Source organism: Novosphingobium profundi (genome assembly GCF_018491765.1).
Lineage (GTDB): Bacteria > Pseudomonadota > Alphaproteobacteria > Sphingomonadales > Sphingomonadaceae > Novosphingobium > Novosphingobium profundi.
Genome location: NZ_JABWCU010000012.1, coordinates 13,788 through 36,614 on the forward strand (window position 1 = coordinate 13,788; position 22,827 = coordinate 36,614).

At 66.1% G+C, this 22,827-nt stretch carries 18 protein-coding genes and 1 tRNA gene; 9 read left to right on the top strand and 10 right to left on the bottom strand.

The window, feature by feature from the left end:
- Positions 1-28: 28 nt before the first annotated feature.
- From HT136_RS14515 to thiE, 4 genes are all read left to right on the top strand, one after another.
- Entirely contained in the window at positions 29-445 is a 417-nt protein-coding gene (locus tag HT136_RS14515) for an MOSC domain-containing protein (RefSeq protein ID WP_214200688.1), read from the top strand.
- Positions 445-1,644, top strand: a complete 1,200-nt coding sequence (locus tag HT136_RS14520; protein ID WP_214200521.1) for a phosphoglycerate kinase — start codon at positions 445-447, stop codon at positions 1,642-1,644. Before HT136_RS14515 ends, HT136_RS14520 begins: the two co-directional genes overlap by 1 nt.
- 261 nt (positions 1,645-1,905) lie before the next feature.
- The gene (locus HT136_RS14525) at positions 1,906-2,817 is read left to right on the top strand and encodes a fructose bisphosphate aldolase (protein WP_214200522.1); all 912 of its coding nucleotides are present in this window, start codon (positions 1,906-1,908) and stop codon (positions 2,815-2,817) included.
- Positions 2,818-2,921: 104 nt separating this feature from the next.
- Positions 2,922-3,569, top strand: coding sequence for a thiamine phosphate synthase (thiE, locus tag HT136_RS14530; protein WP_214200523.1), 648 nt, complete (start codon positions 2,922-2,924; stop codon positions 3,567-3,569).
- 25 nt (positions 3,570-3,594) lie between these two features.
- On the opposite strand, the gene HT136_RS14535 is transcribed toward thiE, so the two are convergent.
- Positions 3,595-4,725: a helix-turn-helix transcriptional regulator gene (locus HT136_RS14535; RefSeq protein WP_214200524.1), complete on the bottom strand. Its 1,131-nt coding sequence runs from the start codon at positions 4,723-4,725 to the stop codon at positions 3,595-3,597.
- Between the two features lie 59 nt (positions 4,726-4,784).
- On the opposite strand from HT136_RS14535, the gene cysD reads away from it, so the two are divergent.
- The 3 genes from cysD to HT136_RS14550 are packed head-to-tail and all read left to right on the top strand — an operon-like array spanning position 4,785 to position 8,421.
- Positions 4,785-5,747: a sulfate adenylyltransferase subunit CysD gene (gene cysD / locus HT136_RS14540; protein WP_281423433.1), complete on the top strand. Its 963-nt coding sequence runs from the start codon at positions 4,785-4,787 to the stop codon at positions 5,745-5,747.
- Positions 5,747-7,684 (top strand): sulfate adenylyltransferase subunit CysN, encoded by a 1,938-nt coding sequence (cysN, locus tag HT136_RS14545; RefSeq protein WP_214200526.1) that lies wholly within the window; start codon positions 5,747-5,749, stop codon positions 7,682-7,684. Before cysD ends, cysN begins: the two co-directional genes overlap by 1 nt.
- Positions 7,684-8,421, top strand: a complete 738-nt coding sequence (locus tag HT136_RS14550) for a 3'(2'),5'-bisphosphate nucleotidase CysQ (RefSeq protein WP_214200527.1) — start codon at positions 7,684-7,686, stop codon at positions 8,419-8,421. The genes cysN and HT136_RS14550 overlap by 1 nt, the downstream gene beginning before the upstream one ends.
- A gap of 44 nt (positions 8,422-8,465) precedes the next feature.
- Here HT136_RS14550 and HT136_RS14555 read toward each other — a convergent pair whose 3' ends face one another.
- The 9 genes from HT136_RS14555 to infA all read right to left on the bottom strand — a co-directional run bounded on the left by HT136_RS14555 (position 8,466) and on the right by infA (position 17,573).
- Positions 8,466-8,954 carry a MarR family winged helix-turn-helix transcriptional regulator gene (locus HT136_RS14555; protein WP_246543735.1) on the bottom strand — a complete coding sequence of 163 codons (489 nt, stop codon included), beginning with the start codon at positions 8,952-8,954 and terminating at the stop codon, positions 8,466-8,468.
- Between the two features lie 238 nt (positions 8,955-9,192).
- A complete protein-coding gene (locus HT136_RS14560; protein WP_214200528.1) occupies positions 9,193-10,623 on the bottom strand; it encodes an efflux transporter outer membrane subunit in 1,431 nt (476 codons plus the stop codon).
- Positions 10,620-13,835 carry an efflux RND transporter permease subunit gene (locus HT136_RS14565; protein WP_214200529.1) on the bottom strand — a complete coding sequence of 1,072 codons (3,216 nt, stop codon included), beginning with the start codon at positions 13,833-13,835 and terminating at the stop codon, positions 10,620-10,622. The genes HT136_RS14560 and HT136_RS14565 overlap by 4 nt, the downstream gene beginning before the upstream one ends.
- A gap of 7 nt (positions 13,836-13,842) precedes the next feature.
- On the bottom strand, positions 13,843-15,039 hold the full coding sequence (locus tag HT136_RS14570) for an efflux RND transporter periplasmic adaptor subunit (protein WP_485020546.1): 1,197 nt from the start codon (positions 15,037-15,039) through the stop codon (positions 13,843-13,845).
- Between the two features lie 312 nt (positions 15,040-15,351).
- Positions 15,352-15,427, bottom strand: a tRNA-Phe gene (locus HT136_RS14575).
- A gap of 99 nt (positions 15,428-15,526) precedes the next feature.
- Positions 15,527-15,733, bottom strand: coding sequence for a DNA gyrase inhibitor YacG (gene yacG / locus HT136_RS14580; protein WP_214200530.1), 207 nt, complete (start codon positions 15,731-15,733; stop codon positions 15,527-15,529).
- Complete coding sequence (locus HT136_RS14585; protein ID WP_214200531.1) at positions 15,730-16,704, bottom strand: ribonuclease; 975 nt, start codon at positions 16,702-16,704, stop codon at positions 15,730-15,732. The genes yacG and HT136_RS14585 overlap by 4 nt, the downstream gene beginning before the upstream one ends.
- Before the next feature lie 7 nt (positions 16,705-16,711).
- Positions 16,712-17,308, bottom strand: a complete 597-nt coding sequence (locus HT136_RS14590) for a Maf family protein (RefSeq protein ID WP_214200532.1) — start codon at positions 17,306-17,308, stop codon at positions 16,712-16,714.
- 13 nt (positions 17,309-17,321) lie between these two features.
- Positions 17,322-17,573 carry a translation initiation factor IF-1 gene (gene infA, locus HT136_RS14595; RefSeq protein WP_039392992.1) on the bottom strand — a complete coding sequence of 84 codons (252 nt, stop codon included), beginning with the start codon at positions 17,571-17,573 and terminating at the stop codon, positions 17,322-17,324.
- 227 nt (positions 17,574-17,800) lie between these two features.
- On the opposite strand from infA, the gene HT136_RS14600 reads away from it, so the two are divergent.
- Together HT136_RS14600 and uvrC are read left to right on the top strand one after the other, a co-directional pair.
- Positions 17,801-20,806 carry a hypothetical protein gene (locus HT136_RS14600; RefSeq protein ID WP_214200533.1) on the top strand — a complete coding sequence of 1,002 codons (3,006 nt, stop codon included), beginning with the start codon at positions 17,801-17,803 and terminating at the stop codon, positions 20,804-20,806.
- Positions 20,807-20,879: 73 nt separating this feature from the next.
- Positions 20,880-22,823 carry an excinuclease ABC subunit UvrC gene (gene uvrC, locus HT136_RS14605; protein WP_214200534.1) on the top strand — a complete coding sequence of 648 codons (1,944 nt, stop codon included), beginning with the start codon at positions 20,880-20,882 and terminating at the stop codon, positions 22,821-22,823.
- Positions 22,824-22,827 lie beyond the last annotated feature (4 nt).

The following is a 22,827-nucleotide window of genomic DNA, read 5'->3' on the forward strand; positions in this document are numbered from 1 at the left end:
CGCGAGGCGGCTGAAGTCTCGCGCGCCGATGGAGCCATTGGAGTCTGTCGCCATTACGGTCGCCGCGGGAATCCAGGGGGATTTCCGCGGCGCTGTACGTCCGGGCAAAATTCCCAGGCGACAGGTCGCGCTGATCGAGGTGGAAAGCTGGCAGTCCGCGATGGACGAGCTGTCCCTCTTCGAGGGCACGGCTCTGCCCTGGTACGCGCGCCGTGCGAACTTGTGCGTGGAGGGGCTGCGCCTTCCGCGCGCCGCGGGATGCGTGATCGCGATCGGCGAAAGCTGCCGGATCGAGACGACCATGGAATGCGATCCGTGCAGCCGCATGGACGAATTGACGCCGGGCCTGATGGCCGCGCTGACGCCGGACTGGCGCGGCGGTGTGCTGGGCCGGGTACTGTGTGACGGACCCGTTTCCGTCGGTGACCAGGTGAGGATACTGTAATGACCGCTTTCAAGACGCTCGATGACCTTGGTGACGTGTCCGGCAAGGTCGCACTGGTGCGCGTGGACCTCAACCTGCCGATGAACGACGGCCAGGTGACCGACGACACGCGCATTCGCGCCGCCGTGCCCACCATCAACGACCTGTGCGCCAAGGGCGCCAAGGTCCTCCTGCTTGCCCACTTCGGCCGCCCCAAGGGTGAGCGCAACTCGATGATGTCGCTTTCGATGGTCGTCGGGGCGGTCGAGAAGGTGATCGGCAAGGAAGTGATGTTCGTGCCCGAGATCGCGGGCGACGTGGTCGCCCAGGCGATCGGCATTCTCAAGGGCAGCGATGTCGCCATCCTCGAGAACACCCGCTTCTGGAAGGGCGAGGAAAAGAACGACCCCGAACTGGTCAAGGCGATCGCCGCCAATGCCGATTTCTACGTCAACGATGCCTTTTCGGCCGCGCATCGCGCGCACGCCACGACCGAGGGCCTCGCACACGTTCTTCCGGCCTACGCGGGCCGCTCGATGCAGGCCGAGCTCGAGGCGCTTGACAAGGCGCTGGGCACCCCGGTGAAGCCGGTTGCGGCGCTCGTCGGCGGGGCCAAGGTCTCTTCCAAGCTCGACGTGCTGACCCACCTCGTGACCCAGGTCGATCATCTGATGATCGGCGGGGGCATGGCCAACACCTTCCTCGCGGCCAAGGGCGTGGACGTGGGCAAGTCGCTGTGCGAGCACGACCTTGTCGACACCGCCAACGCGATCCTCGCCAAGGCCGACGCGAGCGGCTGCACCGTGCACCTGCCCTACGAGGTCGTCGTCTCGAAGGAATTCGCGGCCAACCCTGACAGCCTTCGCACTTGCAACGTGCACGAGGTGGCATCGGACGAAATGATCCTCGACGCCGGGCCGCTGGCGGTCGAAGCTCTGGCCGACGCGCTCAAGACCTGCCGCACGCTGGTGTGGAATGGCCCGCTCGGCGCGTTCGAGATGGAGCCCTTCGACGCCGCGACCGTTTCGCTTGCGCGCACGGCCGCGGCGCTCACCATCGAGGGAACGCTGACTTCGGTCGCCGGAGGCGGGGATACCGTTGCCGCGCTCAACCATGCGGGTGTCGCCAAGGACTTTTCGTATATTTCGACGGCGGGCGGCGCCTTCCTCGAATGGATGGAAGGCAAGGAACTTCCCGGCGTCGCGGCGCTTTCGGTCTGATCGGACCGGCGCGGGCAGTACGCGTCCGGCCAGTCCCGAAAGGACGCCCCGAACAAAGTCGTCTGCGCCAGCCCGGCAATGTCTGGGGCGAACGCTGCGGGTGTGCGCTTCACCGCGCCAAGTGTTCGCGATGATGTATTCGCGAAGAGGCGAACTGTTGCTGCGGCAGAACGACCCGGGGGGCTTTTTGCCGCAGTTGCGAAATTCCCGGGTGGGCTCTAGCCTGCCTTTCACACGACGCATGACTTGAGGAGGAGTTTTATGCAGGTTTCGGAAATGACGGCCAAGATGGCCGACGGTGACGGTTTCATCGCCGCGCTGGACCAGAGCGGCGGGTCGACCCCCAAGGCGCTCAAGGGCTATGGTATCGAGGAGGGTGCCTGGTCGAGCGATGAGGAAATGTTCGGCCTGATCCACGAGATGCGCAGCCGCATCATCTCCTCGCCCGTGTTCACCGGCGAGAAGGTCATCGGGGCCATCCTGTTCGAACGCACGATGGACGGAACCGTTGGCGGCGTGCCCACGCCCGCCGCGCTGATCGCCAAGGGGATCGTGCCCTTCATCAAGATCGACAAGGGCCTGGAGGACGAGGCCAACGGCGTGCAGATGATGAAGCCGATGCCCACGCTCGACGCGCTGCTCGAGCGTTCGCGTGCGCTCGGCGTGTTCGGCACCAAGGAGCGTTCGGTTATCCATTCGGCCAACGCCGAAGGCATCGCCGCCGTGGTCAAGCAGCAGTTCGAAATCGGCGAGCAGGTGATCTCGCATGGCATGATGCCGATCATCGAACCCGAAGTGAACATCAAGAGCGAAACGCGCGCCGAGTGCGACACGATCCTCGCGGCCGAGATCCTCAAGTGCCTCGATGCCCTCGATGAGGGCAAGAAGGTCATGCTCAAGCTTTCGCTGCCGATCGTGCCGGGCACGTTCGACGCGCTCGTCGACCACCCCAAGGTCCTGCGCGTCGTCGCGCTGTCGGGCGGCTATTCGCGCGACGAGGCCTGCGAGGAGCTGGCCAAGAACAAGGGCATCATCGCCAGCTTCAGCCGTGCGCTGCTTAACGACCTGCGCGCGCAGATGAGCGATGCCGAGTTTGACGCCGCGCTCAGCGAAGCGATCGACGCGATCTACGCGGGTTCGACCCAGAAGGTCGCGGCTGCCGCGGCAGCCTGATCGCATTGCTAACGACGTGATCTGGCGGGGCGTCCTCGGGCAGAGGGCGCCCCGTTTGCTTTGTGCGCTTCCCATGGCCCGCGCTTTTTTCTAAGGCACACGCCATGAACGAAGAAGCCGACGTCGATCGCGAGCCCACGCTGCTCTATCTGATCTCCCCGCTCGAAGTGGGGGGCGACTTTCCCGCGCGTCTGGCGCGGGCTCTCGACGCGGGTGATGTCGCGGCCTTCCAATTTCGGGTGAAGGACGTGGACCAGCACGAGGCCGCACGGCTGGCCGAGCCGCTCCAGGCGATCTGCGCCGAGCGCGAGGTGGCCTTCATCGTCAACGACTCGATCAGCCTTGCCAAGCGCCTCAAGGCCGATGGCGTGCACCTGGGCCAGGACGACGGCACGGTCGAGGAAGCGCGCGAGGCGCTGGGCAAGGACGCGCAGATCGGCGTTACCTGCCACGACAGCCGCCATTTCGCGATGGAAGCGGGCGAGGCGGGAGCCGACTACGTGGCCTTTGGGGCCTTCTTCCCGACGACGACCAAGCAAACCAAGCACGTCGCAGGCACTGACCTGCTCGAGTGGTGGCAGGCGATCTTCGAGATTCCCTGCGTCGCGATCGGTGGGATTACGCCCGAGAACTGCGGGGATCTGGTGCGCGCAGGGGCCGACTTCATCGCGGTTTCGGGCGCGGTGTGGAACGGCGACGAGGCCGCCGCCGTCGCCGCCTTCAAGGCGGCCATCGCCGAGGCCATGGCCTGATTTGCGGGCTTTCGGTGGGGGTGGCTCAGGCCATGCCCGCCGTTCCCTCGAGCACGAGCCGGACCAGTTCAGCCTTACCGCGCACGCCCAGCTTGGCGTAAATGCGCTTGGAATAGTTGCGCGCGGTCTCGACGGTGAGGCCCATCGCCCGCGCGGCTTCGGCGATTGTCAGGCCTTGCGCGAGTTTCAGCGCCAATTCCGCTTCGCGCCGGGGCAGTTCGTGCACCGCGCGCAGCCTTTCGGCAGCTTGCTGTGACAAGTCGCGCGGCAGCGTGAACAGCGCCAGGAATTCGCCGGAAAGGCCGGCCGTGTGATCGTCCTGGGCACCGTCGGACGTGGATGGCGGCGGCGACAGGGGAACGAGCAGCGCCTCGATACGTGGCGTCTCGCTCAGCAGGCACGGCACACCCTGCTGAGCCGGGTCATGGTCGAACGATTGGATCGCGGACGACAGGGCTTTCTCACCCGTGCGAGACAGGCCCAGCAGGCGCTCGCCGGCGCGCGGGACGTGATCCTTGTGCTGGGACCACCATGCCGCCGTTTCCGGTGCGCAGGCGATGAGCCGCGCGTCGCGGTCGAATGCCATCCAGCCATTGCCCGAGCGGGCAAGGCCCGTGGCGCTGATCCGGGCGTTGCGTCGCTCCAGCTCCAGTTCGCTGGCCGAGCGCATCGCCTCGGCGACATAGGGCGCCAGGGTGGAGAGCAGGGCGCTGTCGCTGGCGCGGCAGGCGCTGGTGCGGGCAAGGACCAGCCAGACGTTGAGGCGCGGCTCGGCAAGCACGCGCACGATGCGTTCGTCGGCAAGGCCCAGCTCGCTCATCTGGCGGCGCCTTTCGGCGCGCAGCACCGGATCATGGTCGACCATTTCGCCGATTGCGTAGACGCGTCCCGGGCGCAAGCTGTCGTAGTCGGCGCGCTCGAGAGCGAAGAGGGTGGTCATCTTGCCTTGCAATTGCGCGTAGGCGAGTGGATCGCCGGCGCTGAACAGCGTCATTTCGCCCTGGCTCGCCTCGCCCCGGCGGACCAGCAGGGCGACGCAGCGTGCCTCGGTGCGGCGGCGAACCCGTTCAAGAAACGACGAAAATGGCGGATTTTCACGCATTCCGCTCAGGAGCGGAAGGATCAGGTCCGTTTCGTCGATGCTGGTGAGGGCCATACCCTCCCATATGGGAGGTTCGCGTCCCTGTCATCCCTGTAGTTTCACCCGTGTTCCGTTTGGAGACGCGGGAAACCGACCGACGCGCCGGCGCGCGAAGAGGGAGTTCGATGAAGAAACTTACGCATCTTGAGCGACTGGAAGCCGAAAGCATCCAGATCATTCGCGAAGTGGCCGCCGAGGCCGAAAAGCCCGTCATGCTCTATTCGGTCGGCAAGGACAGCGCGGTCATGCTGCACCTCGCGCGCAAGGCTTTCTACCCCTCGCCGCCGCCGTTCCCGCTGCTCCACGTCGACACGACCTGGAAGTTCAAGGCGATGTACGAGCTGCGCGACAAGATGGCCGAGATGTCGGGCATGGAACTGCTCGTCTACAACAACCCCGAAGCCAAGGAAAAGGGCATCAACCCCTTCGACCACGGCTCGCTCCACACCGACATGTGGAAGACCGAAGGCTTGAAGCAGGCGCTCGACAAGTACGGTTTCGACGCCGCCTTCGGCGGTGCCCGCCGCGACGAGGAGAAGAGCCGCGCCAAGGAGCGCATCTTCTCGTTCCGCACTTCCTCGCATGGCTGGGATCCCAAGAACCAGCGCCCCGAGCTGTGGAACCTCTACAACGCCAAGAAGGCGCGCGGCGAATCGATCCGCGTCTTCCCGATCTCGAACTGGACCGAGCTCGACGTGTGGCAGTACATCCGCCTCGAGAACATTCCCATCGTGCCGCTCTACTTTGCCGAAAAGCGCCCGACTTTCGAGTGGGAAGGGGGCCTGTTCATGGCCGATGATCCCGAGCGTCTCGAGAAGGTGCTGGGCTACATGCCCGAGATCACCGAGAAGTCGATCCGCTTCCGCACGCTCGGCTGCTTCCCGCTGACCGGTGCGGTGGAGAGCAAGGCGGCGACGCTGACCGACGTCATCCAGGAGACGCTCCTCACCACCACCAGCGAGCGTCAGGGCCGCGTGATCGACAAGGACGCCGGCGGTGCCGGCATGGAAGTCAAGAAGCAGCAGGGGTACTTCTGATGGCGACGATCGAAAACACCGAAGCCAACTACGTCGTCGACAAGCTGATCGCCGAGGACATCGACAGCTACCTCGACCAGCATGAGCACAAGACCATGCTGCGCTTCATCACCTGCGGCAGCGTGGACGACGGCAAGTCGACCCTGATCGGTCGCCTGCTCTACGATTCGAAGATGATCTTCGAGGACCAGCTCGACGCGCTGGCAAACGATTCCAAGAAGGTGGGCACGCAAGGCCAGGAGATCGACTTCGCGCTTCTCGTCGATGGCCTTGCGGCCGAGCGCGAGCAGGGCATCACCATCGACGTCGCCTACCGCTTCTTCAACACCGAGAAGCGCAAGTTCATTGTCGCCGACTGCCCGGGCCACGAGCAGTACACGCGCAACATGGTGACTGGCGCCTCGACCTCGGACCTCGCGGTCATCCTGATCGACGCGCGCAAGGGCGTGCTCGTCCAGACGCGCCGCCACAGCTACATCTGCAAGCTCTTGGGCGTGAAGAACATCGTCCTCGCGGTCAACAAGATGGACCTCGTCGACTACAGCCAGGAGGTCTTCGACAAGATCCTCGCCGACTACACCGAGTTTGCGGGCTCGATCGGGATCGAGAGCTTCACCGCGATGCCGATTTCGGGCTTCAAGGGCGACAACATCACCTCGCTCTCGCCCAACATGCCCTGGTACACCGCGCCCAAGTACGCGGGCGTGCCGCTCATCGAGCACCTCGAAACCGTCGAGGTCATGACCTCGGACGATGCCGACAAGCCCTTCCGCATGCAGGTGCAGTGGGTCAACCGTCCCAACCTCGACTTCCGTGGCTTCTCGGGCCAGATCGCGACGGGCGTGGTCAAACCGGGTGACAAGATCCGCGTCCTGCCCTCGGGCAAGACCAGCACGGTCAGCAAGATCGTGACCTTCGACGGCGATCTGGAAGAAGCGGTCGCTGGCCAGTCGGTCACGGTCTGCTTCGCGGACGAGATCGACTGTTCGCGCGGGTCGGTGATCTCCATCGCCGATGCGCCGCCGCAGACCGCCGACCAGTTCGAGGCGACGTTCGTGTGGATGGCCGACGAGGCGATGGTGCCCGGCCGCGCCTACTGGATGAAGATCGGCACGCAGATGGTCTCGGCCTCGGTTGCCGAGCCCAAGTACGAGATCAACGTCAACACGATGGACGAACTGGCGGCCAAGACGCTGGAACTGAACTCGATTGGCGTGGCCGAGCTGACCACCGACAAGCAGATCGTCTTCGAACCCTATGCCGAGAATCGGCAGCTTGGCGGGTTCATCCTGATCGACAAGATGACCAACGCCACGGTGGCGGCGGGCATGATCAATTTCTCGCTGCGCCGTTCGCAGAACGTGCATTGGCAGGCGGTCGACATCACCCGCTCTCAGCACGCCGGTCTCAAGAACCAGAAGCCGGCCGTGCTGTGGTTCACAGGGCTCTCGGGTTCGGGCAAGTCGACGATCGCCAACATGGTCGAGAAGAAGCTGCACCGGATGAACCGGCACACCTTCCTGCTCGATGGCGACAACGTGCGCCATGGCCTCAACAAGGATCTTGGCTTCACCGAGGCGGATCGCATCGAGAACATCCGCCGCGTGGGCGAAGTCTCCAAGCTGATGACCGATGCCGGCCTCATCGTGATCACCGCGTTCATCTCGCCCTTCCAGGCCGACCGCGAACTGGTGCGCTCGATGCTGCCCGAAGGCGAGTTCTTGGAGGTCTTCATCGACACCCCGCTCAAGGTGGCCGAGGCGCGGGACGTCAAGGGCCTCTACAAGAAGGCGCGTGCCGGCGAACTCAAGAACTTCACGGGTATCGACAGCCCCTACGAAGCGCCACGCAGTCCCGAGATCCGGATCGACACCACGCGGCTTTCGCCTGAGGAAGCGGCTGACCTGATCGTCGACACGCTGCTGGGAGACGTTTGATGACGATGGCGGACGGCGATCTCGCCGCTCACCTCGCGCACGTGGCGGGCAAGATCCTGCTCGAAGTGCGCGAGTCGGGCATGTTCGAGGGCAAGTCGCTGGGCAAGGCCGGCGACCAGACCGCGAACCAGTTCCTCGTCCACGCGCTGCGCCAGCAGCGCGCCGAGGACGGTCTGCTCTCCGAAGAGGAGAAGGACAACGCCGAGCGCCTTTCCAAGGAGCGGGTGTGGATCGTCGATCCGGTTGACGGCACCCGCGAATATGGCGAGGCGCGCGCGGACTGGGCGGTCCATGTCGGCATGGCGGTGAACGGCGCGCCGGTGCTGGGGGCGGTGGCGCTGCCTGGGGCGGGTGAGGTGCTGCGCTCGGACCAGCCGGGCGAAATCCCGCCCGCGCCGGAAAAGCTGCGCATGGTGGTCAGTCGCACCCGTCCGGCCAAGGAGGCGACGGGCGTGTGCGAGGCGATCGGCGGCGAACTGGTGCCGATGGGCTCGGCCGGGGCGAAAGCCATGGCCATCCTGCGCGGCGAGGCGGACATCTACCTGCACTCGGGCGGCCAGTACGAATGGGATAGTTGCGCACCGGCGGCCGTGGCGCTGGGCTGGGGCCTTCACGCCTCGCGCATCGACGGCAGCCCGCTCGTCTACAACCAGCAGGACGTCTATATGCCGGACCTGCTGATCTGCCGTAAGGAGCACGCCGAGATGGTGCTCGAGAAGGTCAAGGCCTTCCTCTGAGCCGCGACCTTGCGTCGCGACGCCAAACATAGACGCCGGCGAGGTCAGCCCTTGCCGGCGTTTGCATAGATGCGGTCGAGGAAGTCGCGCATCTGCTCGAGCTCCTCATGGCTGAAGCCCTTGAAGATCTTTTCCTCGCTCTCGGTCGCGATCTGGCCGATCGTTTCGAGGAGTGGGCGCGCGGCATCGGTGACGTGCACCGCGCGCGCACGGCGGTCGTCCTCGCGGTCGGCGCGTTCAAGCAGGCCCTCGGTGCACAGCTTGTCGATCAGCCGCCCGGCCGAGGCTTCCGAAATGCCCAGGTGTTCCGCCAGCGTGCGTTGCGTCGCACCGGGATAGCGCGCGGCGATGCCGATCATCGTCCATTGCGAGAGGCTGCCGTTGAGAGCGGAGACCTTGCGGTCGAAGTTGTTGCGCAGGAGGCGGGCCAGAACCGTCAACCGAATGGAGATCTGACGTTGGATGGTATCGCCCTTGAAGAAGAGCGATTTCATCGTCTTGCAGGTGCTCTGGCACATTGCGTCCGTCTTCAAGCAACTATCCTTGTCCAATGTCGCGCGCGGCCTCCGTTCGCCGGGCCCCGGCGCGTGGGGCTGCTTCGGTGCTCGCAAACGCCTGATTGCCTCTCCCGGTCAGCAAGCACAAGAGCGCTGGCAGGGACTGATCGGCTTGCACAGGCCTTCGACCTTGGCGCGCGAGGCGTCAAGCGGGTAGCCCCGGCTTGACGTTTTGTAACCGCCGCGCGTGCCGCACGGATCGAGGGGTGCGGCTCTACGGGGTGTTGGGCGCGTCGGGGCGGGGCTGGCTCGCCTGGTCCCCGCCGAGCACGCGGTAGAGCGTGATGCGGTTGGAGGCGAGCGCCAGGCGCGTGGCGATCTCGCTCTGGCGGGCGGTGTAGAGGCTGCGCTGGGCGTCGAGATTGTCGAGCGAACTGGCAATTCCGCGCTTGTAGGTGGCCTCGATCAGGTTCGCGTTGTCCTGCGTGACCTCGGTATAGGCCCGCGCGGAGCGCAGCCGTTCGGCAATCGTGCCCTGGTCGGCAAGCGCGTCGGCTACCTCGCTGAAGGCGGTCTGGATGGCCTTTTCGTAGGTCGCGAGCGCCGCGTCGCGCTGCGCCTTGGCGACTTCGACATTGGCCTTCTTTCCGCCTGCGTTGAAGATCGTCCAGTCGGCATCGCCGCCCAGCGTGGTCGTTTCCGAGGCGCTCTTGAAGAGGTCCGAGAGCGAGGTGCTGGCAAAGCCCAGGAGCGCGGTCAGCGAGATCGTCGGGAAAAGCTGCGCGCGCGCGACGCCGATGTCGGCGTTGGCGGCCCGCAGGTCATACTCGGCTTCGAGCACGTCCGGGCGATGCAGCAGGACGCGGGTGTCGGTGCCGGCCGGCACTTCACCCAGGCTCTCGTTCACGCGGGCGATGCTGGTGGGCAGCAGCGCAGGATCGATCTCGGCGCCGACGAGCAGGCGAAGCGCGTTGACGTCCTGCGCAAGCGCGGTCGTCTGCGAGGCCAGGTCGCTCTTTGCGGTCTCGAGCACCTGCTGGGCCTGGCGCAGCTCGGTGCGGGCCGCGACGCCGCCCTTGAGACGTGCTTCGGACAGGCGCACGCTATCTTGCGCATTGCTTGCCGTTTCCTGCGCAATGCGCAGAAGTTCGCTGTCCGCCGCGTAATTGGCCCAGGCTTGCGCAATGTCGGCCACGAGGCCAAGGCGCACGGTGCGCGCCGCCGCTTCGGTGGAAAGCGCGGTGGCGCGTTGCGCGGCGGTCGCGTTCGCGAGCTTGCCGAACAGGTCGAGCTCGAAGCTCGAGATGCCGCCCGTCAGCGAATAGGACCAGCCGTTGAGGCCGAAGCCGCCGCCGGTCTCGCTGTCGGTCGCCGAACCCGAAGTGCCGACCGTCGGGAACTGGTCGGCGCGGGTGACGCGCACTTGCGCACGCGCGGCCACGATGTTCGCCGCCGCGACGCGCACGTCGCGGTTGTTGACCAGCGCGCTCTCGATCAAACTCTGCAGGCGCGGATCCTGGAAGATGTCCTTGTAGGACACCACCGGAAGTCCGGCCTCGCTGTGCGCGAGATAAGCGTCGCCGCGCGGCCAGGAGGCGGGCACCGGGCTTTCGGGCTGGACGTACTTGGGAGCCATCGAACAGGCACCCAGCGCCAGGGCACAGGCGAGGCCGGTGCTGCGCTTCAGGCTCGCGAGGCGGTTCATGCGGCGTCTCCCGAGCGGTTGCCTTCGTTGCGGACGCGGCGCTCCTGGAGGTAGGTGCGCGCCTTGGCCAGACCATCGCGCACGCTGCGGCGCACGATCACGAAGAAGAGCGGAATGAAGAAGATGGCGAGCATCGTCGCGGTCAGCATGCCGCCGATCACCGCGGTGCCGATGGCGATGCGGCTGTTGGCGCCAGCGCCCGTGGCGGTGGCGAGCGGAAGCACGCCGAAGATGAACGCGAAGCTGGTCATCAGGATCGGGCGCAAGCGGATGCGGGCGGCTTCGATAGCTGCCTCGATCACGCGCATGCCCTGCTTCTCCGCCTGCTCGGCGAACTCGATCATGAGGATCGCGTTCTTGGCGGCGAGGCCCATCGTGGTGAGCAGGCCGATCTGGAGGTAGACGTCGTTCTCGAGGCCGCGCAGCGTGACGGCGAGGATCGCGCCGAGGAGGCCGAGCGGGATGATCATGATCACCGCGATCGGGATCGACCAGCTTTCATAGAGCGCGGCAAGGCACAGGAACACCACCAGCAGAGACAACGCGTAGAGCAAGGGCGCCTGCCCCGAGGAGAGGCGTTCCTGGTAGGACGATCCGGCCCAGGCCACGCCCACGCCGGGGATCTGGCTGGCGAGCGCCTCCATCACGTTCATCGCGGTGCCCGAGCTGACGCCCGAGGCCGCGCTGCCCGAGAATTCGTAAGCCATCAGGCCGTTGAAGCGCGAGGTCGAGCTGGGTGCGGTCGACCAGCTGGTGTGCGCGAAGGCGGAGAAGGGCACCATCTGGCTGTCGGAGCCGCGCACGAACCACTTGTAGAGGTCTTCGGGGCGCGAGCGGGCCGTGGCCTCGCCCTGCACGTAGACGCGCTTGACGCGGCCCTTGTCGATGAAGTCGTTGACGTACGTGCCGCCCCAGGCGGTCGCCAGCGTGGAATTGACGTTGGCGGGTGTCAGCCCGAAGGCGGTGAGGGCGCGGGTGTTGGTGTCGACCTTGAGCGTCGAGACGTCGGGAAGGTCGGACAGGCGCACGCTCGAGAGCTGGTCGTTGGTCGTCGCCGCTGCGAGCAGCGTGTCGCGTGCCTCCTCGAATTGCTCACGCGAGAGGCCGGACTGATTCTGCAGTTCCATCGTGAAACCCGATGACTGGCCAAGGCCGCGAATGGCGCCCGGGACGAGCACGAAGACCTGTGCGTTGCGCAAGGCGCTGAAAGCCTTGTTGGCGCGTTGCACGATGGCGTTCGCGGACTGGTCGGAGCGGGTGCGCATGTCCCAGTTGGTGAGACGCACGAAGCTGGAACCCGAGTTCTGGCCGGACCCACCCGGACCGCCGCCCGAGATCGTGAAGATGCCGTCGACGTTTTCCTTTTCCTGCGTGAGGAAGTACTTCTCCACCTCGCGCTGGACCTTTTCGGTCTCCGAGCGGGGCGTGCCCGCAGGCAGGCGCCACTGGACCATCACGTCGCCCTGGTCCTCGTTGGGAAGGAAGCCGGTGGGCAGGCGCACGAACAGCGCGTAGGTTGCGACGCAGGCCAGAAGGAACAGGCCCAGCCAGCGCCACTTGTGTTCGACGACCGTCTCGACCTTGCGGGCATAGGCGTTGCTGAGGCGCTCGAAGCCGCTGTTGAAGGAGGTGTGGAACTTTTCCCAGCCGCGCGCGACGACGGGAAGGCGGCGCTCGATGAACGTGCGCTTGCGATCGGGCGCGCGCGACTTGCCCTTGAGGAGTGTTGCGCACAGCGCCGGGCTCAAGACCAGCGCGACGAGGACGGAGAGCCCCATCGCGGCCACGATGGTGAGCGAGAACTGGCGGTAGATCACGCCGGTCGAGCCGCCGAAGAAGGCCATCGGCATGAACACCGCCGAGAGCACCAGGCCGATCGCGATCAGCGCGACCTGGATTTCCTTCATCGATTCGATGGTTGCGTCGCGCGCGCTCATGCCCGGATTTTCCTCGAGCAGGCGCTCGACGTTCTCAACCACGACAATGGCGTCGTCGACGAGCAGGCCGATCGCCAGCACGAGCCCGAACAGGGTCATCGTGTTGAGCGAGAAATCCATGACATAAAGGATGCCGAAAGTGCCGAGCAGCACGACCGGGACGGCGATGGCCGGGATCAGCGTCGCGCGCCAGCTTTGCAGGAACACGAACATCACGATGACGACGAGGCCGATCGCCTCGAACAGTGCCTTCTCGACTTCCTCGACCGAGAGCTTGATGAATTCGGTGCTGTCGCGGCCGTAGAAGAAGGTCACCCCATCGGGAATGTTCGGGGCGAGCTGGTCCATCTTGGCCTTGACCCGCTCGGCCGTGGCAAGCGCGTCGGCGCCGGGCGAGAGCGAGATCGCGATGCCAGCGCCGGGGTGCCCGTTGAAGCGGGTGACGATGTTGTAGCTTTCGGCGCCCATTTCGACGCGCGCGACGTCACCCACGGTGACGGTCGACCCGTCGGTGTTGGTCTTGAGCACGATCTCGCGGAACTGTTCGGGCGTCTGCAGGCGCGAACCGGCGGTGACGGTCGCGGTCAGGGACTGGTCGTCGGGTGCGGGAAGGCCGCCGATCGAACCGGCGGCAACTTCGGTGTTCTGCGCGGTGATGGCCGAGGTCACGTCGCTGGGCATCAGCTTGACCGCGGCGAGCTTTGCCGGGTCGAGCCAGACGCGGATCGCGTGCGGCGCGCCGAACACGTCGACTTCGCCCACGCCCTCGATGCGCGAGAGCGGGTCCTGGATGTTGGACGAGAGGTAGTCCGAGACATCCTGGTTCGAGCGGCTGTCGGTTTCGTCGAAGACCGCGATGACCATCAGCTGGTCGGGGTTCGACTTGGTGACCTTGACGCCCTGGGTCTGCACCGTCTGGGGCAGGCGCGAAAGCGCGGACTGGACCTTGTTCTGGACCTGGACCTGCGCGATGTCGGGATCGGTGCCCTTGGCGAAGATCGCGCTGATCGTGGCACGCCCGCTGTTGGTGGACTGCGAGCTGAAGTAGAGCAGACCGTCGATTCCGGTCAGGTTCTGCTCGATGACCTGGGTGACGCTGTTCTCGATCGTCTCGGCCGAGGCGCCTGTGTAGGTCGCGCTGATGTTGACCTGCGTGGGTGCAATGTCGGGATACTGCTCGTTGGGCAGGAACATGAGCGCGCCGAGGCCGGCGAGCATGACGACGATGGCAAGGACCCACGCGAAGATGGGCCGGTCGATGAAGATGCGTGACATGTCCTGCTCAGCCGCCCTGCTTCGCAGCCGAGGGCTTTTCGACCTTCTGCGGTGTTTCGGCAGGGACCGCCTTCACGGCCGTGCCCTGGCGCAGGCCGTTTAGGCCCTGGACGATGATCTTGTCTCCGGCCTTGAGGCCGTTGGTGACCACTGAATTGGCCTTGAGCGTCCGGTTCGCCTCGACGTTGCGGCGCGCGACCTTGCCGTCGCTGCCTACGACCATGATGTAGGCCGAGCCGTCGAAGTCGCGCTGGATGGCGCCCTGGGGGACGAGGAAGGCGCCTGGCGAATTGGCCTGGTTGAATACGGCGCTGACGAACATGCCGGGCAGCAGCACGCCGTCGGGATTGGGGAACTGCGCGCGCAAGGTGACCGTACCGGTGTCCTGGTCGACGGTGACTTCGGAGAACTTGACCGTGCCGGGCAGCGGATATTCGCTGCCGTCGTCGAGCTTGAGGCGGACTTCGGCGCTGCCGGGCTCGACCCCGCCGGTGCGCAGCTGGCGGCGCAAGGCCATGAGTTCGGACGCGGACTGCTGCATGTCGACGTACATCGGGTCGGTGCGCTGGATCACCGCGAGCGCATCGGTCTGGCTGGCGCTGACGAGCGCGCCGACGGTCGAAAGGTTGCGCCCGATCGTCCCCGAGATCGGGGCGGGAACGGTCGCGAAGCGCAAGTTGATGCGTGCGGTGTCGAGCGTTGCGGCGTTCTGGGCGATCGCGGCCTTGGCGACGCGCGCGTCGGCCAGCGCGTCGGTATAGTCCTGCTTGGCGACCGCCTCCATGTCGGCCAGCGGCTTATAGCGATCGGCCTTGGCCTGTGCGGCAGCGGCGGAGGCCTTTGCACTCGCGAGGTTGGCCGAGGCCTCGTTGACCGCCGCGCGGTAGAGGCTGGGGTCGATCTGGAACAGGGGCTCGCCGGCGCGGACGGTCGTTCCCGGCGTGAAATAGATCTTCTTGATGACGCCCGCGACCTGGGGGCGCACTTCCGAGGTCTGGAAGGCCACCGTGCGCGCCGAGAGCGTGACGGGCACCGGGACCGAGCTTGGCTGGGCGACAATGTAGCCCACCGTCGTCTCCTTGCCGCCCTTGCCCGCCATCGAGGCCTTGTCGCTGCAGGCAGCGAGGGGAAGCGTCACCAGGGTGATTGCGGCAATGGCCGAGCTATAGGGCTGGGCAAGACGGGGAAGCAGGGAGAGGGTCACGCGGATAACCTTGTCGCAAAGGAAAGCGCCGTATTCTAAGAAATTGCATCCAACGCAAGGCTTCGAGCGTGGAATGCGACAAATTACGACGCCTTCTCCAGCAGGCGGGCACGCCGACCGGAGCGGAGGGGGGATTTCGGGCACGCTAGCGGCATTCCAAGGCCATGGCCATGGCTCTGGAAAGGTTTGCCACGGGAACACCTTGCGGCGTCCTGATCACTATATCGAATCGTTGCCTTCGATAGCGATCGGTGTGCAGTTTTTTTGCTGGCTTCCTGAGGGGGAGGAAGAGGTCTTCCGCGCTTGGGGAAGTGGTGCCCGGGGGCGGATTCGAACCACCGACACTGCGATTTTCAGTCGCATGCTCTACCAACTGAGCTACCCGGGCGAGGGCTTGATCCGGCTTCGTAAGTTGCCGCTGATCAGCTGGTTGCGGGCCTATGGCGAAGCGCGCGGACCTTTGCAACCCTAAAATGACGAGTAATTTTCAATCATCCTGTGGATTGTTTGAAAACCCGTCGCTTTCCATCGCCGAAAGGTCCGGAGGGCCCGGGATGGCGTAGCCGTCGTCCAGCCATTGCAGCAGGTCGCGGTCGCGGCAGCGCTTGGAACAGAAGGGTGAATGGTCGGCCTGGCGCGGTTTGCCGCAGATCGGACACTTGCGCCGCGTGTTCGAGGAAGGGGGATTCGTCATGCCGACAGGGCCTGCGCGAATCCCGCGCAGAGGGCAAGGCCTGCATCCGGCTCCCAGCGTAGCGTGCGTCCAGTCCGCCGGGCGAGTTCGGCTTCCCATTGCGGCGTCACCACCTTGATCACGGCCGGATGCGCGCGCAGCAGGAGCACGCCCGGTTCGCGAACCTGCTCGGCACGGCGTAAGAGAAGCCGTGCGGCCGAGCCGACCCGATCGCCACGCACGCGGTGGAGGAGCGAGGGCCCCTCGCAGCGCGCGACGAGCTGAACGAAGCCGAAGCCGTTCATCGCGGTCGCCTGGTGGGGCCAATGGTCGAGCGCTTCGGCCAGTGCGGTGTCGACGGCGCGGCGCTCGTCCTTGCGTTCGATCGTTGGGAAATCGATGCCGATCGAACCATTGAGTGCGAATCGGCCGATCGCCCCGGCGATCGCGGGGATCGCCGCGCGCGCAAGGGCGGCGGGGGGCAGGGTCCCGTCGACGTCGATGAGCGTCATCGCGGGCGTGGGGCTGACCAGCAAGGCACCGCCCTGGAAGGCGACATGCCCCTCGAGCGCCTCCGAGACGATCTCGGGCCAGGGGTCCTCGGGAAATTGCGCAAGGTGGCGCAGGTTGAAGCCGTCGGCGCGCAGGATGTCTTCGGGTGAAGGTGCCGGCGCGAGGGGGCGATCGGTGGGGCGGGCCTGGGCGCGCTTGGTGCGGCCACCCTCCTGGATCGCGCTGCGGGTGACGACCACGCGAAGGGCCGCGCCCTCGCTCGCGCTTGGGGCCAGACCGTCGATGAGAGCTTCCTCGCCCGAGGGCAGGCGCACGGTGCCGCGCCGGGCGCCGCTCTGGCGCGAGATCAGCACGGCATCGGTTACTTCGCCGGCGCGCCTCTCGCCTTCGAGGAACAGCTGGGCGGCGAGCACTTCGCCCGCGTTGACGAGAACGGCGCGGGTTTCACCGATGCCGTTCTCGATCAGCCATTCGAGCATGGCGTGTTCAGCCGAGCGGGAAACCGGCGGCCTTGAGCAGCGCGCGGGTTTCGAAGAGGGGAAGGCCGACGACGGCCGAATGGCTGCCCTGGATCCAGGCGATCAGGCCTTCGGCTCGGCCCTGGATGGCATAACCACCCGCCTTGCCGTCCCAGTCGCCGCTGGCGATGTAGGCGTCAATTTCCTCGGCCGTCAGGGGTTTGAAGCGTACGATCGTCTCGCTCAGGCGCTCGTGCAGCGAACCGTCGGGATGCTTGAGCGCGACGGCGCTCAGCACGCGGTGGCGCCGCCCGGACAGGAGCGCGAGGCAGGTGCGCGCGGTGGCCTCGTCCTCGGCCTTGGGCAGAATGCGTCGCCCGCAGGCGACGACGGTGTCACCCGCAAGAATGAAGGCATTGTCTGCCTGGACCGCACGCGCTTTTTCGCGGGCCATGCGCTGGGCATAGACACGCGGGATTTCGCGGGGCTGCGGGGTTTCATCGATGTCGGCGGCCGAGATGGCATCGGCGACCAGCCCGAGCCGCGCGAGGAGTTCGCGGCGGCGCGGGCTGGCGGAAGCAAGGACCAGTTGCCGCGAAGGGGCCGCCCTGGCAGCGTCGGTCATGCGAAGGTGCGGATCAGGACGAGTAGCCGCCGGGGCCACCGCGACCCGGCATGAAGCGGTACGTGATGCGACCCTTGGTGAGGTCGTAGGGGGTCAGTTCGACGAGCACTTCGTCGCCGACGAGCACGCGAATGCGGTTCTTGCGCATCTTGCCCGCAGTGTGGCCGAGGATCTCGTGGCCGTTTTCCAGCTCGACGCGGAACATGGCGTTGGGAAGGAGCTCGACAATCCTGCCGCGCATTTCGAGAAGTTCTTCTTTCGCCATTGGCGATCAATATCCAATCGTTTTGGAGGGTGTTTGCGGCGCGACATAGCCATCAACCGGCCAAAATGGAAGCCTTCTCGGAACCAGGGCCCGGATCAGGACATATTCATGTCACCCTGCCCATTGATCTTGCGACAATCTGATACGGCAAGACGGCTTGTTCGAGGAAGCAAGTCGCGGCAGCAGGGTGGGCTGGGAGAGGGCAACTTCTTGGCGGAGGAAACCAATTGCGACTTACTTATCTGCTTGTCCTGGCGACGAGCGTTTCGACACCCGCGTTGGCTGCGGGGGCCGGAAACGCTCCCCCGAGTGCGACGGGGACGCAGGCGAGCGACGAGGATGAGGAACGGGACGATACCAAGGCTGCGGTAGGTCCCGCGGCGCTGACCGGCAACGAGATCATCGTGACCGGAAAGAGCGTGCTGCCGGGCTCGGTCGATACCCCTTACGCGCCGATCCAGACCTTCGAGGAAGAGGACATCGCCGCCTATGGCGCGTCCTCGATCGAAGAACTGCTCGATGCGATCTCGCCCCAGACGGGCAGCGGACGCGGCCGCGACAGCGGGCGTCCGGTGATCCTCGTCAACGGCAAGCGCATCACCAGCTGGCGCGAGATGCGCGACATTCCGCCTGAGGCGATCAAGCGCATGGAGGTCCTTCCCGAGGAAGTGGCGCTCCAGTTCGGCTATCCGGCCGACAAGCGCGTGGTCAACATGATCCTCAAGGACAGCTTCGCGGCGGTGACCGGTTCGGGTGAGTACAATCGTCCGACGCGCGGCGGTTTCGACAACTACGAACTGGAGAGCGGCATCTTCAAGATCGCCGGGCCGCGTCGCTACAACTTCACCACCAAGCTGACCGAAACCTCGATGCTCACCGAGGACGAGCGCAACGTGGTGCGCGAGGACGGTGAGATGCCGACGGTCGCGGGTGACCCCGACCCGCGCCGCTACCGAAGCCTTGCCGATCGCGAATCGGAATTCGAGGTCAACGGCACGATGACGCAAGGGGTGGGCGAGGGCGGCCTCGACGGACAACTCACAGCGAATGTCTCCTACGACCGGACGGTGTCCAATTCGCTCTCGGGGCTCGACACGTTCGTGCTCGAATCGCCCGATGGTGCGACGGCGACGCGCACCTACGACGATCCGCTGGCGACGCGTGTCTCGGCGGACACCTTCTCGGCGGGGCTGGGTTACAACACCCAGTTCGGTGCCTGGCAGTTCAGCGTGACCGGGGATGGCAGCTATGCCGACACCGAGACGCGCACCGATCGTAACCGCGACATGTCGGCACTTCAGGACGCGGCACTTGCCGGGGACTTCGCCATCGACGGCGTCCTGCCCTATCTGCCCGGCGCGGGCGTGGACGTCGCCCGCAACCGGGCGCTTACGCTCAGTTCGCTGGCAACGCTGGCGGGCAGCCCGTTCGAACTGCCGGCTGGCCCCGCCAATCTCACGATCAAGGGCGGCTACGATTATTCGCATACCCGAAGCGACGATACCGCGAGCGACCTCGGCGCGATCACGCTGTCGCGCGGAGACGTCTCGGGCGGCGCCAACCTGACGCTGCCGCTGACGAGCCGCTCGGGCTACTTCCTCGACGCGATCGGCGACCTCTCGCTCAACCTGGGTGGGGGCCTCAATCACCTCTCCGACTTCGGCACCCTGACCAACTGGACCGCCGGGCTCAGCTGGTCGCCCAGCGATGCGCTGACGTTCCAGGCGACTTATCTCGTCGAGGAAGCGGCCCCCACGCTCGCGCAACTGGGTGCTCCGCTGGTCACCAAGTACAACGTTTCGGTCTACGACTTCGTCAACTCGACGACGGCGCTGGTGACCACGACGAGTGGCGGCAATCCCGATCTCCAGAAGGAAAAGCGCCGCGACTGGAAGATCTCGGCGAACTGGAAGCTGCCGATCCTCGATCGTTCGAACCTTCTCGTCGAATACTTCCACAACCGCTCGAACAACGTGAGCGAGAGCTTCCCGACGCTGACCTCGGCGGTCGAGGACGCCTTTCCCGATCGGGTGACGCGCGATGCCTACGGCAATCTCGTGGCGATCGACCGGCGTGCGGTGACTTTCGACGAGGTGACCAGTTCGAGCATTCGCTGGGGCGTGAATTTCGGAGGCCGGCTTGGCGCCTCGTCCGCGGACGAAGCATCGCGCGGGAGCGGACGGGGCGGCGCTCCGCGAGGCCCGCAGGCCGGCGCCGAACCGGGCCTTGCACCTGCCGGTTCGGCGCCGTCGGGGCCGGGTGGGGCGATGTTCGATCCGGAACGCTTCGCTGCCATGCGCAAGGCCCTGTGCGCGCCCGTTGCCGAAGGGGGCGAACCCGATCTTTCCGCTCTGCCCGAGGGGATGCGCGCGCGGCTCATGGGCGCGGACGGCAAAGTCGACGCTGCGCGCCTTGATCGGATGAAAGCGCGGATCTGCTCGGCCGAGGGGGCGACGCCGCCCGCATTCGATCCCGCGCGTTTCGCCGCGATCCGCGCCGCGCTGTGCAAGGACGAGGGCGTTCCCGACATCTCCACGTTGCCCGAGCCGATGCAGGCGCGCCTGCGCAAGGAAGACGGCAGCATCGACATGGAACGCGTCCAGGCGATGCGCGCGCGCCTGTGCGCAACGGCAGCAGGTGGTGCCGGAACGCCCGAGGGGGCTCCGCAGGCCGCGCAAGCGGCAGATGGCCGCTCCGCTCGTCCGGCGGGCGGTGGTGCGCCGTCTTTCGGCGGTCGCCGTGGCCCTTCGGGGGGGCGCTGGAACGTCTCGATCTACCACACCTACCGTTTGTCGCAGGACGTGCGGATCGGCCCGGGCAGTCCGGTGCTGGACGAGCTCGCGGGCGACGCGCTTACCGCCGGCGGCGTGCCGCGCCACGAGATCGAGGCCGAGGGCGGGCTGTTTCTGAACGGCATCGGCTTGCGTTTCAAGACCACCTGGAATGGCCCCGCCCACGTCAACGGGAGCGGTGCCCCGGGCAGTTCGGACTTGCGCTTCGGGGCCTATACGGTCGCGAACCTCAGGCTCTTCATCGATCTGGGGCAGCGCGAATCGCTGGTCACGAAGATGCCCTTCCTGAAGGGTAGCCGCCTGTCGCTGACCGCTGACCGGATCTTCGATACGCGCCAGAAGGTCACCAACAGCGCGGGCGAGATCCCGATCGCCTACCAGGGTGCCTATCGCGAGCCGCTTGGTCGGGTGGTGGGCATCGATTTTCGCAAGATGTTCTGACGCGCCACGTAGCTGCGGATAGGCGAGGGAGCAGGGCTGGAGAAGCGCGGTCCTGCTCCCTATCTAGCCTTGCATGTCGCGAACACCGGCCGGAACTCCGGATACACCCCAGGGCACCGAACGCTTCAACGAGGATCGGGCCACCTCGACCCTGCGCGGGAGCGACAAGCCCGACCTGCAGGCGGGTGTCGAGGTGATCCGCGACACCGTGCGCACGCTGCCTTCGCGTCCGGGCGTCTACCGCATGCAGGATGCGCGCGGCGAGGTGCTTTATGTCGGCAAGGCGCGCGTGCTGCGCAACCGCGTCGCCAACTACACGCAGTGGGAACGGTTGCCCTCGCGCCTCCAGCGCATGGTCAGCCAGACCCGTTCGATGACGATCGTCACGACCAATTCGGAAGCCGAGGCGCTGCTTCTGGAAGCGCAGCTCATCAAGCGCTTCCGCCCCGCCTACAACGTGCTCCTGCGCGACGACAAGTCGTTCCCCTTCATCCTCTTGCGCGCCGATCACGACTATCCGCGGATCATGAAGCACCGCGGCGCGCGCAAGGCCAAGGGCAACTACTATGGCCCGTTTGCCAGCGCGGGTTCGGTCAACACAACGATCAACGCGCTGCAGAAGCTGTTCCTGCTGCGCAGCTGCACCGACAGCTTCTTCGCGCGGCGCGACCGGCCTTGCCTGCTCTACCAGATCAAGCGCTGTTCGGCGCCTTGCGTCGGGCGCATCGACGCGGCGGGCTACGACGAACTGGTACGCGAGGCCAAGGACTTTCTGGGCGGCAAGTCGAACGCGGTGCAGCGCAAGATCGAGGCCCAGATGGCCGAGGCGGCCGAGGATCTCGACTTCGAACGCGCGGCGATGCTGCGCGACCGGCTGCGCGCGGCGACGTTCATCCAGGGCAGCCAGGCAATCAACGCCGAGGGGCTCGACAGCGCCGACATCTTCGCGCTCGCGGTCAAGGACGGGCAGGTCGGCATCCAGGCCTTCTTCATCCGCGGCGGGCAGAACTGGGGGCATCGCGCCTTCTTCCCGACTCACACCGAGGGGCTCAACGAAGAGGAAGTCCTGCAAAGCTTCCTGACGCAGTTCTACGAGGAAGTCCCCCCTGCGCGGGTGATCCTCGTCGATCGCGAAATTCCCGAGAATGAGCTGCTTTCCGAGGCCTTTCGCGAAGTGGCCGGGCACAAGGTGGAGATTTCGGTGCCCCAGCGTGGCTCGCGCCGCCGCCTCGTCGAGCAGGCGACGCGCAACGCCGTCGAGGCGCTCGAGCGGCGGCTCGCCGAACGGGGCACGCAGGCGCGGGTTCTGCGCGAGATGTCCGAATTCCTCGAACTGCCCGAAATACCCCAGCGCATCGAGGTCTACGACAACTCGCATATCCAAGGCACCAAGGCGCTGGGCGCGATGGTGGTGGCGGGGCCCGAGGGCTACATCACCAACCAGTACCGCAAGTTCAACATCAAGTCGGCGCAGACCAACGACGACTACGCGATGATGCGCGAGGTCATGACCCGCCGCTTTGGCCGTGCGATGGAGGAGGACCCCGACCGGGAGAGCGGCACCTGGCCCGACCTCGTCCTGATCGACGGCGGCAAGGGGCAGATGAGCGCGGTCAAGGAGGCGCTCGAGGAGCTTGGCGTCGAAGACGTGACGCTGATCGCGATCGCCAAGGGGCCGCATCATGGCCGCGAGGGGCGCGAGGTGTTCCACTTCCCCGATGGACGCGAGAAGATGCTGCCGGTCAATTCACCGGTCTTGTTCTACCTCCAGCGCCTGCGCGACGAGGTCCACCGCTACGTCATCGGTGCGCACCGTGCCAAGCGCAGTCGGGCGATCACCGCCAGCCCGCTCGACGAGATCCCGGGCATCGGTCCCGCGCGCAAGCGCGCGCTGCTCCTGCATTTCGGGACGGCGGGCAAAGTGCGTGCGGCCAGCCTCGAGGATTTGCAGCGGGCGCCTGGCGTCAGCGCCACGGTGGCGCGCACGATCTACGATTTCTACCACCCCAGCGGGTGAGGGG

Bases quoted from the DNA above. Each gene is read 5' to 3' on its own strand.
- HT136_RS14565 (WP_214200529.1), bottom strand. From the start codon at position 13,835: ATGTCACGCATCTTCATCGACCGGCCCATCTTCGCGTGGGTCCTTGCC.
- HT136_RS14525 (WP_214200522.1), top strand. From the start codon at position 1,906: ATGCAGGTTTCGGAAATGACGGCCAAGATGGCCGACGGTGACGGTTTC.
- infA (WP_039392992.1), bottom strand. From the start codon at position 17,573: ATGGCGAAAGAAGAACTTCTCGAAATGCGCGGCAGGATTGTCGAGCTC.
- HT136_RS14550 (WP_214200527.1), top strand. From the start codon at position 7,684: ATGACGATGGCGGACGGCGATCTCGCCGCTCACCTCGCGCACGTGGCG.
- yacG (WP_214200530.1), bottom strand. From the start codon at position 15,733: ATGACGAATCCCCCTTCCTCGAACACGCGGCGCAAGTGTCCGATCTGC.
- HT136_RS14535 (WP_214200524.1), bottom strand. From the start codon at position 4,725: ATGGCCCTCACCAGCATCGACGAAACGGACCTGATCCTTCCGCTCCTG.
- HT136_RS14585 (WP_214200531.1), bottom strand. From the start codon at position 16,704: ATGCTCGAATGGCTGATCGAGAACGGCATCGGTGAAACCCGCGCCGTT.
- uvrC (WP_214200534.1), top strand. From the start codon at position 20,880: ATGTCGCGAACACCGGCCGGAACTCCGGATACACCCCAGGGCACCGAA.
- HT136_RS14590 (WP_214200532.1), bottom strand. From the start codon at position 17,308: ATGACCGACGCTGCCAGGGCGGCCCCTTCGCGGCAACTGGTCCTTGCT.
- HT136_RS14515 (WP_214200688.1), top strand. From the start codon at position 29: ATGGAGCCATTGGAGTCTGTCGCCATTACGGTCGCCGCGGGAATCCAG.
- HT136_RS14560 (WP_214200528.1), bottom strand. From the start codon at position 10,623: ATGAACCGCCTCGCGAGCCTGAAGCGCAGCACCGGCCTCGCCTGTGCC.
- cysN (WP_214200526.1), top strand. From the start codon at position 5,747: ATGGCGACGATCGAAAACACCGAAGCCAACTACGTCGTCGACAAGCTG.
- HT136_RS14520 (WP_214200521.1), top strand. From the start codon at position 445: ATGACCGCTTTCAAGACGCTCGATGACCTTGGTGACGTGTCCGGCAAG.
- thiE (WP_214200523.1), top strand. From the start codon at position 2,922: ATGAACGAAGAAGCCGACGTCGATCGCGAGCCCACGCTGCTCTATCTG.